The following is a 13,821-nucleotide window of genomic DNA, read 5'->3' as shown; positions in this document are numbered from 1 at the left end:
TTTTTTCCAGTAACGGTAGTGCAATGATCCGGAGCTGCCCCATACGAGTTGATCGATTTTGTGTTGAACCTATTTTCATGATTCAAGGCATGAATGCTTCGGAGTGATTCGATATTCACCTGGGGCAAATCCTGCTATCACCAATCCGTGCGTATTTGAGGAAATTATATGTAAAAAATCAAATCGCAGATAAACTACAATTATTCTTCATAGATCGAGATTCTTTCAGTTCGATGAAAAAGTTACCTGTCAAAACGATATATTCACTACAGATTTTATGATTCCTTTATCGAGGCGCACTAAAGAAGCGATTAAAACTGGCTTGGCTATGGTGATTGTGTTTGCGATCGCCTTTCATTACGAGTGGGAAAAACCATATTGGGGCGGTTTAGCAGTAATAATGCTCAGCATGACTGCTACGATAGGACAGTCATTGAATAAAGGTATCATGCGTATCACAGGTACCGTACTGGGAGCTATCTTCGGATTAATCTATTTTGGTCTTTTTTCACAGGACCGTTGGTTGCTTTTGGTGTGTTATTCCTTGCATCTTGGTTTTTGCGCTTATATGATGGCCGGCAAAAAAAATCCATATTTTTGGCACATTACGAGCTTTGTTGCTCTGACAGTTCTCGTTAATTCAGGCGGCTCATCAAAAGAAGCTTTCGAGATTGCCATGGCGCGACTCGAGGAAAATGCAACAGGAATCCTGGTCTATACATTGATAGTCGTGTTTCTTTGGCCACGAGACAGCTTGGATGACCTGAAAGAATCCAGTCGAAAATTGCTGGCAATTCAGAGCAGGCTTTATCGCACGTATTGTAATTTAATGACGGGTAATATTAGCGAGAAAATACAGCCGCTGAAAATAGAAGAATCTGTTTTATTAGCTAAGGTCCGAGAAACGCTTAAAGAGGGGATAATAGATAGCAATCAAGTTTTCGCGCAACAGTATCAGTGGCAACATTTTTTTCATTTGTCGGAATCCTTGAAAGAAGCCCGTGAGGAGTGGCATCAGAATTTTTCTAGAGTTAAATCGCTTGATCTATCCGAACTGATTCCTAACCTTGGGCTCTTTTTATCGAGGCTGGATTTGCAATTTAAACAGATCGAATGTCTGTTGAACAACGAGGTGCCGGACCAGCTACCATCTTCGCTCAATTTGACTATCGACAAAGACAAAATCCAAGGTTTATCTTCCTTTCAGTATACAACGATAATACTGATCAAAACAGAACTAGAGCGCCTGCAAACGCTTAGTCAATCGTTATTCGATTGTGCTCTTGGATTTAGCGAAAACGATTCACCAGTTCTGTTCCCTACTCAAAAAGCTTCACCTATTCCGCCGACTATCGACCCAGATCGTTTGATGGGTGCTATACGAATGGTAACACTTCTATGGACATGCTTTTTCATCTGGATCTATATCGATCCACCAGGACACGCCAGTTTTTTGTATCTTGCTATAACTTTTGGCCAGGCGTCCTTGATGTCAGGAGGCAATACGAAAGGAATGCTATTGCCATTTACTATTGGTACTGTCGTAACGGGGGTTGTATATGTCTTTGTTATGCCTGCTTTGTCTGGTTTTTTGGAGTTGGGCACACTTATCTTTATTGTAACCTTTACTTCTCATTATCTGTTTCCACAACCACAGCAGACTATGTCGCGATTGGGCTCTATGCTCCCATTTATTTCTCTCGTGAATCTCGAGAATCAGCAGACCTACGATTTTGCTGCATTTGCTAACGGTGCAATGATGCTACTGCTGGGAGTTATTATTAATATCGCTATAGAATATTTTTTTACTTCATCTCGGCCTGAAAAAGCGTTTCTGCGCTCGCTTGCACGATTTCATCGATATTGCGGCATTTTGCTATCGGATTTAGCCGATGACAAAAAATCTTCAAAAAAATCCGAACAGCGATGGAAGGCTGACCACTACTACCATAACCTATTGATTCTTCCTGAGAAACTAGTGAAATATGGACAGCATATTGACTACCAAGTATTTCCCCATAACAAGTATGAACAAGTAGATGAACTAGTGATGAATTTGCAAGATATCGTGTATCGAATCAAGACACTGATGGATACAAAAAGATACTCACAAGATAAACTCCCCGCCTGTCACCTGAATAATGATTTGCAAGACTTGTGCTTAAAACTGGGCGAGCAATTCCACCATTGGTTTAATAATCCAACTGTTATCACATTCGAAAAAAATCTTCAGGTGAATTTAGCTGAAAAATTGGATAGTATAGAAACCCAGTTTAGGGAAGCAGCAATCCTAACCAATCAAGTAGAATACAGTGGCGACAATAATAGTGAGTATTTTTACCAGCTTCTTGGAATCTACCGAGGTTTAGTCGAGGCCATTATCGGACATGCACTTCTCGCAGAAAAGCTTGACTTTGAGCAATGGCAAGAAGCCCGGTTTTAAACTAGTTGATTGCATTAAAAATGCAAGAAGATTGCCTGAAAATATAGTGTAAGATTCAAAAAAATAATTAAAATTTGACTAAATCAACTATGTTGATTGCTATGAGAGAAGGTGAAGTAAGCAGATGAAATATCTTCCGCACGAATTTGCCATTGGTGGGGTTTATCTACCACCGTTGCTGATTGCAAGTATTCTTGGTGTACTAGCTACTATGCTGACAGTGGCGTTTCTCAATCGACAAAGATTGTCGCGATTCTTCTATAATCCACCACTTGTTTTTGTTGCGCTGGCTATTGCCTATACCGGATTGATCGGAACATTATTTATTCCGGTATAAACGAAAAGGCAAAAACAGTGCAACGATATACATCGAAATACAGTATCAATATAGATTAGTTACAAAATGTCCACCACCTATTCATTAAAGAAACTAATATTCACAGGCACCGTTCTTTTGCTCGCTATTGGTGTGCTTGCAGTCAAATATTGGCATTATATTGTCAACCCCTGGACTCGAGATGGACAGGTGCATGCTCAAGTTATTCAGATTACACCAAGGGTTACAGGACCTATCGTCGAACTTCCTGTTGTCGATAATCAGTTTGTCAAAGCTGGACAGCTTCTCTTCCAAATAGATCCGAGCACTTTCACTGCTGCGTTAAAATTTGCACATGCAGAGCTTGATAAAATTCAAGATGAAATTGAAGCCTTAAAAGAACAAGTAAAGGTTTCACTAGCTGTACAGGGACAACGGAATAAGATAGTTAAACAAAAATCACTCGAAATTAAAGAAGCTGAAGCGCGGTTAACACAAACCGAGCTACAGTTTAAGCGAGCAAAAAAATTGACGGGAAAACTTGCCATGTCCCAAAGAGAGCTGGAGGCTGCTCAAGCCGACTACATCGTGGCACAAGCTGAGCTCGATAAAGCAAAGGTTCAATTATTGGAGGCACAGATTGCAGTTCAGCAGGCCAATGCAGATTTGGCAAAAGATCGAGCTAATCTTGGTGTTGACGGAGAAATGAATCCAAGATTACGCTCAGCACGCGCAAAATTGAGAGAAGCGGAATTAGACTTAAATTTTACCCAAGTTAGAGCTCCCGTTGACGGTTATGTAACCAATCTAAACCTCAGACTTGGTAGTCAGGCCGTCGCCGATAAAGCAGCTATGGCGCTGATTGATGTCAATAGCTTCTGGGTTCATGGTTTTTTTCGAGAAAATTATATTGCCCCTATTCAGCCAGGTGACAAAGCTGTTGTAACGCTTATGACTTATCCGGATGCCCCCATAATAGGGGAAGTTGAGAGTCTCGCTTGGGGTATTGCTCAGGATGACGGCAGCGTCGGGGACAAGCTGCTACCGAATATCAGTCCGACTTTTGAGTGGATTCGGCTGGCTCAACGAATACCCGTACGTATTCGTCTTCTTGATGTTCCAGATACGATCAAGCTGCGAGTGGGAACAACCGCATCGGTGATGGTAATGACCGGAACCAAAGAAAGCGGCAGTATCGGTTCAATCGAAGCTATTCCTCGTGCACTTCAATAAAATTTTTTAGTTGATGATATTTAGCCGAATGTAAACCTGGAGTTCCATTCTTTAAGAAATAATGGAAACGATCCTTTGGAAATTACACTATATTTTCTTAAAATACGTTTGGCTTGATTTCACATATTTTGCGATAAAACAGCATTGCACTATTAATTGAATCCCTAGCATATTCGCTACGAATTTCGCTGTAGCTTCTGCATAAAAAATTCCGGTAATCTTTTCTTAGAAAATCTACAATGACTTATCTTCGTTTCATTAGCTTTTAACAGTTGAGCTAATCTCAGCTACTACAACAGCTCTTAGCTTCATGTGGCGAATATCACAGATAGTTTATTGAGGGCACTGCGACAATGTTTGTGCAAATATAAGAAATAGCTTGATTAGAAAATTGCCGTTCGTTTTCGTGTAGTTTTTCTGCTATTCGCTTTGATGCAATACCCACATCACAAACAAATAGGAGAACATCTAATGACCTTTCCAACTCCCAATCATGACGAATCATTAATTGCTTCTGAAATTCCATTCATTGGCAACTTTCATAAGACACTGCCACATAATGAATATGGAGAAGTTGATGCTTCTGCTTACCGAGAGTTCAAGAATACTTGCTTGCAAATAGAAGCAGGTGCGCCAAAAAACTTTGAGAGTGTACCCAGAGGTTCTTTGTCACCAATTTTTCATCCGGACAGTGACAAGACTGCCATTTTAACAGGTGCAAAATTCACAAATCCACTGTCTGGCGCAGCAACTGAAACACATGGCCCAGATCCTAAAAATCTGGAAATGCTACCCGCACCGGGTATCCTATCCGACAGCATGGCTGCCGAAATGATCGAATTATACTGGATGGCATTACTTCGTGATCTACCACTGGCTTCTTTAGCAAAAGATTCGATGGCTCAGATTGCAGTAGCAGAGATAAAAGATGCATTTGATACGGCTTTAACCAATGACAAAACAACGGGTCGACTGAGAATAGGCTTAGATCTGCCACAAGCTAATGGCGCCCTCGATATTAGACAAGAAACCATATTTCGTTGCGGGTTACATGACGAAGAGTACGGTCCACTAGTCAGTCAGTTTTTTATGCGCAATATCCCTTACGGTGTACAAACTATCGACCCGAGACAAGTTCCCTATATTCGAGAAAAGGATTTTTTAACGAACCATGATGACTGGTTACGAGCGCAGAATACAGGTAAAGATAAATTTGGACGAGATTATGGCACGTGCAATTATTATGGAGACCAACTGGCGGGGCGAGAAACTTATTATCCTAATCCTAGAGTCGCTCGTTATATTTCGACCATGCGTGATCTTGCTCGCTTTGTTAACCGCGATGCATTGCATCAAGCTTACTTTAATGCAGCCTTGTTTCTAGACTCCATTGGCGCACCGTTGAATAATGGCAATCCCTATAAAGGCAATTTGTTTTCACGCGAAGGTGGCTTTGCAACTCTGGGAGGTCCCGATCTACTGACGCTGGTTTCAGAAGTCGCAAGCCGTGCATTAAAAGTCGTTTGGCGTCAAAAATGGTTTGTTCATCGCCGCGCTCGACCAGAAGTCTATGGCGGACTTATGCAAATGCAATTCAACAGATTCGGTTCCGATCAGCGTAATTACGGTCTACCTGCTTGGGTCGCCGAAACCGAAGCGGCAACTAGAATCAAGATGCATAATTGTGTACAAAATAATAATGGCGATGAAACCCTATTTCTACCAATTGCGTTCTCCGCTGGTTCGCCTAGCCATCCTGCTTATGGTGCAGGTCACGCCACTGTCGCGGGTGCATGCGTTACCGTGCTCAAAGCTTGGTTCGATGAAGATGCAAAATTAAACGATCTACTTAAAGCCGCACAAGAAGACAAAAAACGTAAAGATCCGTTGGAATTGCAACATTTATTGCAACCAGGAACTCACATTAACGGAGAAGCTTTCAACGAACCTGAACCCTATACAGGTCCGGATACTAACAAGATGACTGTGGGCGGAGAGCTAAACAAGATTGCGAGTAATGTTGCCATGGGTCGTAGTATGGGTGGAGTACACTGGCGCAGCGACAATACCAGAAGTATGCGGCTTGGGGAACAGATCGCAATTGAAATTCTGCGTAAACGCACGCTAGAGTACGCCGAAAAACCAACTTCTTTCACCTTCAGGTCTTTTGACCGCCAAATGATCCATATTACGCAGGGACAAGTTATGAAATTGAGTTAAAACTCAAAAACCAACTTTCTTTTTATGCTTTAAATCGAATAATGCATTAACCAATATAAACAGATTGCTCTGTTTATATTGGTATGAATACAAAGCACCAGCTTTAATCGATATTACATTTGCTGGCGGCTTCATCATCAGAGACCTTTGCAAAACCCCATTTCTTGAAATTTAATATCAATAAAAACATATTGATATGCATCCGATTCGATCACGCCAAATACACTACAAAACTATTGCTACCAATACAATTTGTATTATCATTCGATCCAGTACTCCTTACTTATGCTAACAATAAGGTTTCTTTATCGTGAGGCTTCGCAAAGGGTAAAAATCTGAATACTTCACATCCTAATAAAAGTGAACACCAGATATTCTTTAAAAGAGCAGCTTCTAAAAGCCATCGATGATGATTTAGATCTCCCATCTTTAGGAGGTGCGATTACTCAGATCGTGAAATTATCGATGTCCGAGGATGAATCGATACGACAATTGTCACATTTTATTTTGTCCGATGTATCGTTAACGCAAAAGATTCTTCGCTTATCCAATTCCGTTGCCTTTCGTTCAAGTTCTAACCAAGTTGTCACAAGCATCACCAAAGCAGTTTTTTTACTCGGATTCGAAACAGTCAAGGCCTGCGCGTTGACGATTCTCCTGGTTGATAAAGTATTATCAGGTAAACATGCCGAATTCGTTCGCTCCGAACTAATCGAAGCGCTCGCAGCAAGCATGCTATGCCAACAACTTGCCAAGCATAATCAATTTAATCATATTGACGAAGTTGCCATCACAGCCTTATTTAAAAACATCGGACGTTTACTACTGGCAGCTTATGAACCAGAAAAATACCAAGAAATTATGGTGCTAGCCAAGGAGAAAGATTACACCCCGGAGCTAGCCGCACGAAAACTATATTCTTTCAACTTGAGTGATTTTACTGAAACCATCCTCGAAAAATGGAATATACCTACCTGTATCATTCAGGCCACTAGAAACAGACCCTCAGGTACGCTCAGTCCGGCAAAAAATAAACAAGAATGGATTCAACAAGCAGCGGAATTTGGGGAAGCTACTGCACAATTTGCGATCAATGCCAGCGCTGGAGATCACTTATCCTCTAAAAACGATATTCTGGTGAGGTTTGGCAAGGCATTCAATCTCGATATGACAAAACTTGATCTTCTGATACAACAAGCAGCAATCGAAACAACCGCACTCAGGATAAATATTAATTTATTTCCTGATCCTGTTGAAGGCAAGGAATCCAGCTACAAACAATTGATCGAATCCGAGCAAAAAGCAAAAAATAATATTTTGGCAGAATTTACGCTTACTGGTACACGTATTGATGAAATACAAATTACCAAGCGTTACGCCAGCGGCAAACCCTATAATTCAACAGCATTGTTACTATCTGCCATTCAAGACGTAGTAGAAACCATTGCTACCGGTAACTATAAGCTCAATGATTTGATGTTATTAATTTTAGAATATTATTATAATAGTCTCGGGTTTCGTTTCATTACATTGTGCTTGAGGGATACACAAAAAAATCAATACCGTGCGCGTACTTCTTTTGGCAAGAACAGTGCTGAATTCCAAAAAGCTTTTCATTTTCCCGCTGCACCGTCAGTCGATTTGTTTTATCTTGCTATGGAAAAAGATTCCGATCTGCTGATCTCCGACGCGAAAGCACCCAAGGTGCTTGAAATGCTGCCCCAATGGCATCGTACTATATTACCTGATGCGCGCAGTTTTATTGTTCTACCGTTAGTGCTGAATAAAAAACCGATTGGTTTTATCTATGGCGATCGGGAATTTGATGCTTCCGAAGGGATAACGCATGAAGAAATCCGTTTGATTAAAGTTTTAAAAAGCCAAGTTTTAGCGATACTGAACGCTAAATAAAGTTAACGATTAATACCCGATCAGAAAGTCATGGATAGTTCAGGAGATTTGTTTATCATCAGCGCACCCTCAGGTGCCGGAAAAACAAGTTTGGTCAAGTCATTGCTTCAATCAGATCTTGGCTTAAATTTGTCTATTTCTCATACAACCCGGTTACCTCGTTCGTCTGAAATTGATGGCAAGGATTATCATTTCGTCAGCCGAGAGATTTTCCAACGTATGCTTAACAATGGAGAATTTTTAGAGAGCGCGGAAGTTTATGGTAATTTTTATGGCACCTCAGAAAAATGGATTCGCGAAAAAATTTCAACTGGGCAAGACATTGTTCTGGAAATTGACTGCCAGGGCGCAAAGCAAGTGCAGCGAATTTTTACGCGATCAATTAGCATCTTTATTCTCCCTCCCTCCCTTGAAGCTTTAGCGATTCGCTTGAATTCACGGGGTCAAGATGACCCTGAAGTTATTCGAAAAAGATTGAGCGCAGCTCGAGAAGAAGTTACCCATATTCACGACTTTAATTATATTATCATCAATAATCAGTTAGAATACGCACTCCACGAATTAATCTGCATTATTAAGGCAGAGCGTTTAAGAAGACAACGGCAGTTAATCAAACATCATTCCTTGATTAATCAGCTATCTTAATTTAACTATTTGAATAAAATTTCTCTTATATTTTTTGGATCCCATGGCACGAATTACTGTTGATGATTGTTTAAAAAGAATCCCTAACCGATTTGATATGACCCTGGTTGCAACTACGCGCGCTAGGCAATTAGCCATAGGCTCAGCACCAATGGTGGAACCTTTGCGTGATAAACCAACAGTCATTGCTTTACGTGAATTGGCTCAAGGCAAAATTGATATCGATATTCTTAATCCCAAAAGCTTGTAAATTTTGGAGCTAAGCAATAACCACGCTTAACTAATAAACTATTAACATCTGAGGTGTTTTATAACATATACCTCGCTACGGCAGAACAATGAAGTAAGGCTAAATAAACCGGAGCGGCGTATTCAAATGCATACTCGAAAATTATAGAACACTGTCATTTAAAATAGCATTAAAGCTATTTTCGCACTAAATAAAACCATCTAGAGTTCTGTTCATTAGCAATCTATAAACAGACGCCATTTTCCTGTTTTTTTAAAGCAAGCTTGTTTCTCAAAAACTGTTAAAGTGGTCACTTATTGATTCTCAATCGTTGATCTATCTTAATTTATCTTTTACGCTTTGATTAATCAGCCATGACATTTAAAACACGCTTGCTTGATTCGTTGCGTAAAATTTCTACTTCAGACTCTGATCTTACTGAGCAGGAAGCTGCCGACATGGAGAATGATCATGCACAGTCCAATGAAAACTCCCAAGATACGTTCACTTACGATCAACACATACACATTATCAAAGATTCCCAGCGTGAATTTGAAAACACACAACACGAAAGGTTAAATCTAGAAGATCAAGCCATTAAAGAAGCTCGCCAGCGTATCGAAGCAGAAAATAAAGCACGTGTCGCAGCAGAAGCTCGCGCTCGTGTCGAAGCTATCGCTCGGGCCACAGCAGAAAACCGCATACAAGCTGAAGCTGAAGCTGCTGAGCAGGCACGAATGAGGGCAAAAGCCGAAGCGCTAGCAGAAAAAGAAGCAAATGCTCGCTACGAACTTGAAAGCAAAGCGAAGCATTTAGCCGAAGAAAAGCTTAAAGCCGATAAAGCATTAAGCGCCATATTAGAATCAAAAATCAAGCTAGAGGCTGCGAATATCGAGAAAATGCAGCAACGTGTCGCAGCAGAAGCCGCTGCCCTTGATCAAGCTCACGCAACCGCTACGAAAGAAAAAGAAGCCACCGAAGCCGCTATTCGGAAAATTCGGCTTGCTGAAGAAGCACAACAAATTGCACTTGAAGTTGTTGAAGCTGAAACGCATACGGCGCAGCTTATCCAAGCAAAAATACAAGAAGACCAAAAAATACTTGCGCTAGCAAAAGCACGAGAAGTAGTGGAAAATCAGACTTTAGCAGAAAAACAGATCACCGCAAACATAGAAGCACAAGCGCTTGAACAAGCCAAACAACAACTCGATGCTGAAAAAGCAAGTCAACGCCAAAAACAATATCGCCTTCGTGCTGAAATAGCGGCCACCCATGCAGCTCTGAACAAAGTAGAAGCTGAAACAATAGCCATAGAGAAAGCCAATGAACGAATAGCTGCTGATCAATGCGCAGCTATCGCTGCACGCAATCGTGCAGAAGCGGAATCTGTTAGCAGAGAAATAGCCGAATCCACTATTACACAAGAAAATGCCGCGGCTGATTTAATCAAATCTCGTCTGATTGCTGAATCTGAAACACTCAAGCTAGCTATCCATCGCGCACAAGCCGAAGCTGCCGCACTGGCTGCTGCTGAGGTTACTTTGCAAGCCGAAAAAGAAGCAATAGAGATGGCCAAAACAAAAAAAGAAATTGAAAAAGAAGCAACCAAAGAGTATCAAAAGCGCATAAAAGCAGACGAAAAATCGATCAAAGAAATCGAAGCTCGCGCTCAAGCTGAACAAATTGCACGCAACGCCGCAAAAAAAAGATTCGAAGCAGAAACCAGATTAAAGGCAACCGCAGAAGCAAAAGCACAACTAGACGAACTGATTGCACAGGATACCCAAGCAAAAGCAGAACTAGATCAACGGTTGCTAGCAGACTCAGAAATCCGCGCCAAGGCAATTAATGACGCAAAACAAGCTGCCTTTGAGCGATTAGAAGTTGAGCAAAGAATTACCGGGCTTGCAATAACTAGAGCACAAGCCAAAATTATCGCCAGCAATAAGGCCAAAGCCAAATTGGAAGCCGAAAAAATTGCAACTAAAATTACATTAGAAAAAGCCAGAGCCGAATCAGCGACACTCATTGCAATACAAGAGCGCATTACACTGGAATCGCAAGCTTTGGAAATCGCAACCGAACGAGAAACAGTCGAAATTATGGCGAAAGAAGCGTTATTTGCTCGCTCTCAGGCTGACAAAGAGGCAACTGCCGCTGCATCCGCTAGAATACGTGCCGAAATCGCTGCTGCTATCGAACATGTTCATAGCAAAAACATTTAAGTAAAAGACTATAGGTAATTTTGTATCAACTAGAGTTGGGGTGGTTCCCTTTAAACGGAACATAATGTGTTCGTTCAAAGGAAGCAACCAAAATAATCATTTAAAGAGTTCAGCTTAATTAGTCGCCCCTGAAAAAAGCCTCGACGATTGCTATTTTTTTGGGGTGGATCAGATTTCCTTGCTGCATGTAGAAAACAACTTTCGCTGGTTGAAGTTTTCATTAACAAATTGGGGTAATTTGCGTTTTTCGCCATGAGAAGAACAGCCAAAGAATGGCCAGCAGCCATTGTCTCAGATTCCATGCGCAAGCAGCCATCAATAGATTGATACGATCTCCGATAGCACCTTTTAAATAATTTCTGATCAACCTAAAATCCGATTTCAAATGACCAATGATGGGTTCAATCGCTGCACGTCTTCTGCATTGCTTTCGTTTCTTGTCCCTTTGATAACGAGTATCTTGTTTGAGTGCTTTCCCCGGCAAAATAATACTCGTGCCATTAACTTCTCGCTTGCCGCGATAGCCGCGATCACATACTGCTTGTTTGACGGCTTTGCCGCGAGATGCCTCAACATGACGCAGTATTTCCGGCAGCGTATGATTGTCATGCCGGTTTTGTTCGTGACTGACTACACCGACGATCAGATTGCCTTGCGCGGTGCTTGCTATCGATGCCTTGCTGCCATATTCGTATTGTTTGTGGTCTTTTCCTTTGGCCACGCAGTACACCTGCGGCTCGTGCAATGAATAGATCTTGTTTGTGTCTTTAGATTGCTGCCTTAAAATGCGCTCATACATCAGAAAATCTTGTTGGTAGCACTCAAATAAACAGTATTGCGGCAATTCTCGGCGCAGTTCCCGTATTAAGATGCCCGCAATCGTTCTAAGCCGCTTTAGCGCTCGCTTGGCCTTTGCTCTTTTGGTGACGTGACGGAAATGCCGAATAGCCAGACGCAATGATTTTACTTCTTTGACGAAAGTACGCCGCTGTTGAACACCATGCGCTTGGGCTATCTTGTTTAGTCGGTTGATGATTCTAATTGCCAGCTTGCTATCTGTCGGATAGGCGATGTTCTTTTCTTGCACTGTCGTGTCAATGTGAACCGTGTCTTCCAGCGCAGCTTCTCCATGCAAACCAACGCTCATCTGGAAAATACGCTCAACACCTTCAGCGCCAATGCGCTTACGAAAATGCACCAACTCCGTGCTGTGGCAGGGCAATCTTCGCTGAAACTCTTTCATCCCGCAAAAAGCCTGGTAATACGGATTGCGTTTCCACTGCAATACTACTGCTTCATCGCTCAAGTTCTCTAACTGCTTGAGTATCAACAATCCAACCATCAGCCGAATCGGTTTACTGGGTGCGCCTAATCCTTCGCTGTAGTGTATTGAAAATGCTTCGTCAAACTCAAACCAAGGTATTTCCAATGCAAGCTGTAGCAATGGATCAGAACGATCAAGCTGCAATAACAGGTCAGTCTCAAACAAACTGAGTTGGTGCAAAGTTCTACTGAGTGTGAGCATCTGTAATCACCATTTCGACCAGAATTTAGCTGCAATTCTAGCATTTCTGGTCGATCGGATCACGCACATCTCTGTATTTCTTCTCATTATCAAATAGTTGTACTTTCTTCAGGGACGACTAATTAGCAATCAATCCGCGATCTATATATTATCAGCTAGCACGCTCGCTAGTTGACCGCACTTGCCCTAAACGACTCCGACTTATTATTCTAAGCGTTGACCGAGGCAGCCATGCAGCAAGGCGCTTAGAAACCAAAATGTTGGATCGCTTAAGGGGGTTATTAGCGCTTTATACTCTTCTTCACGTGCTGGCGTAAGGCTACCATCAATACGCTCAGAGGCTCGAATGCCTTCAAGACTTTCGCCCCACCACTTCGCCCACGGAGTATCGCCGCGAACAGCCTCCGTTCTAGCTTCGTGCTGAATGTTTTTCAAACCACATCGTTCGAACAACACCGGAAGCTTACGCCCAAACTCGGGATCGTAGCCACGCGATACCCACCAACCGCCATCGTGCCAAGCTTTATTATAGCCCGCAGAATGAGGATGCGAGGAATCTACGGGTATGACGGTACCCCAGTCACCGTCTTCATCAACAAGCCACCCACCGGGTCGCAAGCACTGTACCATGCGTTGTAGAGCCTTTTCCTGCTTACCAGCAAGCCAAAAGAGCATGAGGCGAGAGCAAACAAGATCGAAGGATCCTGGATCAAGGACATCCAATGGATCTTCGAGAATATTGTGGTGAATTACTTGAAGGTTCGGAAGATTCAGTCTATTCAGATAACGAAGATCAATATCGGTCGCTACAACTTGTCCAGTTGGCCCCACCTGTTGAGCAAGCCAAACGGCCATCGAACCACGGCCGGCACCAACTTCGAGACAACGCCAGCCTGGCTGAACTAGGCCGCGACGCTGACGTGAGGTTGGATCAAAGAGCTGTTCGAGTAGATCAAGTCGCTCATCCTCAGTCTCGTACCGCCCCTTTGCAGCAAGCCGATAACCAGGCTCAGGATGCGCATTATCACGATGTTCGGTCATTATGAAGGTATAGTAAAAAACTGGGGATTCAAC

Annotated in this window: 10 protein-coding genes and 1 pseudogene; 8 read left to right on the top strand and 3 right to left on the bottom strand. The window is 42.2% G+C overall.

Features of this window, described 5'->3' with window-relative positions; all coding sequences use genetic code 11:
- Positions 1–277 precede the first annotated feature (277 nt).
- From W03_RS01790 to W03_RS01780, 3 genes are all read left to right on the top strand, one after another.
- The gene (locus W03_RS01790; protein ID WP_244070820.1) at positions 278–2,443 is read left to right on the top strand and encodes an FUSC family protein; all 2,166 of its coding nucleotides are present in this window, start codon (positions 278–280) and stop codon (positions 2,441–2,443) included.
- A 124-nt stretch (positions 2,444–2,567) separates the two neighbouring features.
- Complete coding sequence (locus W03_RS01785) at positions 2,568–2,780, top strand: DUF1656 domain-containing protein (protein ID WP_244070818.1); 213 nt, start codon at positions 2,568–2,570, stop codon at positions 2,778–2,780.
- Positions 2,781–2,846: 66 nt separating this feature from the next.
- Positions 2,847–3,992 (top strand): HlyD family secretion protein, encoded by a 1,146-nt coding sequence (locus W03_RS01780; RefSeq protein WP_244070816.1) that lies wholly within the window; start codon positions 2,847–2,849, stop codon positions 3,990–3,992.
- Positions 3,993–4,012: 20 nt separating this feature from the next.
- Here the strand turns inward: W03_RS01780 and W03_RS01775 are convergent.
- Positions 4,013–4,111: pseudogene (locus tag W03_RS01775) on the bottom strand (IS1595 family transposase); the annotation flags it as partial.
- A 352-nt stretch (positions 4,112–4,463) separates the two neighbouring features.
- On the opposite strand from W03_RS01775, the gene W03_RS01770 reads away from it, so the two are divergent.
- The 5 genes from W03_RS01770 to W03_RS01750 all read left to right on the top strand — a co-directional run bounded on the left by W03_RS01770 (position 4,464) and on the right by W03_RS01750 (position 11,222).
- On the top strand, positions 4,464–6,212 hold the full coding sequence (locus W03_RS01770) for a vanadium-dependent haloperoxidase (RefSeq protein WP_244070814.1): 1,749 nt from the start codon (positions 4,464–4,466) through the stop codon (positions 6,210–6,212).
- 360 nt (positions 6,213–6,572) lie between these two features.
- Entirely contained in the window at positions 6,573–8,123 is a 1,551-nt protein-coding gene (locus W03_RS01765; protein WP_244070812.1) for an HDOD domain-containing protein, read from the top strand.
- A gap of 30 nt (positions 8,124–8,153) precedes the next feature.
- Complete coding sequence (gmk, locus tag W03_RS01760) at positions 8,154–8,768, top strand: guanylate kinase (RefSeq protein ID WP_244070810.1); 615 nt, start codon at positions 8,154–8,156, stop codon at positions 8,766–8,768.
- A gap of 43 nt (positions 8,769–8,811) precedes the next feature.
- Positions 8,812–9,018 carry a DNA-directed RNA polymerase subunit omega gene (gene rpoZ, locus W03_RS01755; RefSeq protein WP_244070808.1) on the top strand — a complete coding sequence of 69 codons (207 nt, stop codon included), beginning with the start codon at positions 8,812–8,814 and terminating at the stop codon, positions 9,016–9,018.
- A gap of 353 nt (positions 9,019–9,371) precedes the next feature.
- Entirely contained in the window at positions 9,372–11,222 is a 1,851-nt protein-coding gene (locus tag W03_RS01750) for a hypothetical protein (RefSeq protein WP_244070806.1), read from the top strand.
- 220 nt (positions 11,223–11,442) lie between these two features.
- Here the strand turns inward: W03_RS01750 and W03_RS01745 are convergent, their stop codons facing one another.
- A complete protein-coding gene (locus W03_RS01745; protein WP_244070804.1) occupies positions 11,443–12,747 on the bottom strand; it encodes an IS5 family transposase in 1,305 nt (434 codons plus the stop codon).
- Positions 12,748–12,951: 204 nt separating this feature from the next.
- Positions 12,952–13,788 carry a methyltransferase domain-containing protein gene (locus W03_RS01740; RefSeq protein ID WP_244070802.1) on the bottom strand — a complete coding sequence of 279 codons (837 nt, stop codon included), beginning with the start codon at positions 13,786–13,788 and terminating at the stop codon, positions 12,952–12,954.
- Positions 13,789–13,821 lie beyond the last annotated feature (33 nt).

This window comes from Nitrosomonas sp. PY1 (genome assembly GCF_022836435.1).
Taxonomy (GTDB): Bacteria; Pseudomonadota; Gammaproteobacteria; order Burkholderiales; family Nitrosomonadaceae; genus Nitrosomonas.
Note: the sequence above shows the minus strand (reverse complement) of the source record. Positions and strands in the feature narration are given on the sequence as shown.

Excerpts from the sequence above, each read along its gene's own strand:
- W03_RS01790 (WP_244070820.1), top strand. The coding sequence starts at position 278 with ATGATTCCTTTATCGAGGCGCACTAAAGAAGCGATTAAAACTGGCTTG.
- W03_RS01785 (WP_244070818.1), top strand. The coding sequence starts at position 2,568 with ATGAAATATCTTCCGCACGAATTTGCCATTGGTGGGGTTTATCTACCA.
- W03_RS01780 (WP_244070816.1), top strand. The coding sequence starts at position 2,847 with ATGTCCACCACCTATTCATTAAAGAAACTAATATTCACAGGCACCGTT.
- W03_RS01770 (WP_244070814.1), top strand. The coding sequence starts at position 4,464 with ATGACCTTTCCAACTCCCAATCATGACGAATCATTAATTGCTTCTGAA.
- gmk (WP_244070810.1), top strand. The coding sequence starts at position 8,154 with ATGGATAGTTCAGGAGATTTGTTTATCATCAGCGCACCCTCAGGTGCC.
- rpoZ (WP_244070808.1), top strand. The coding sequence starts at position 8,812 with ATGGCACGAATTACTGTTGATGATTGTTTAAAAAGAATCCCTAACCGA.
- W03_RS01750 (WP_244070806.1), top strand. The coding sequence starts at position 9,372 with ATGACATTTAAAACACGCTTGCTTGATTCGTTGCGTAAAATTTCTACT.
- W03_RS01745 (WP_244070804.1), bottom strand. The coding sequence starts at position 12,747 with ATGCTCACACTCAGTAGAACTTTGCACCAACTCAGTTTGTTTGAGACT.
- W03_RS01740 (WP_244070802.1), bottom strand. The coding sequence starts at position 13,788 with ATGACCGAACATCGTGATAATGCGCATCCTGAGCCTGGTTATCGGCTT.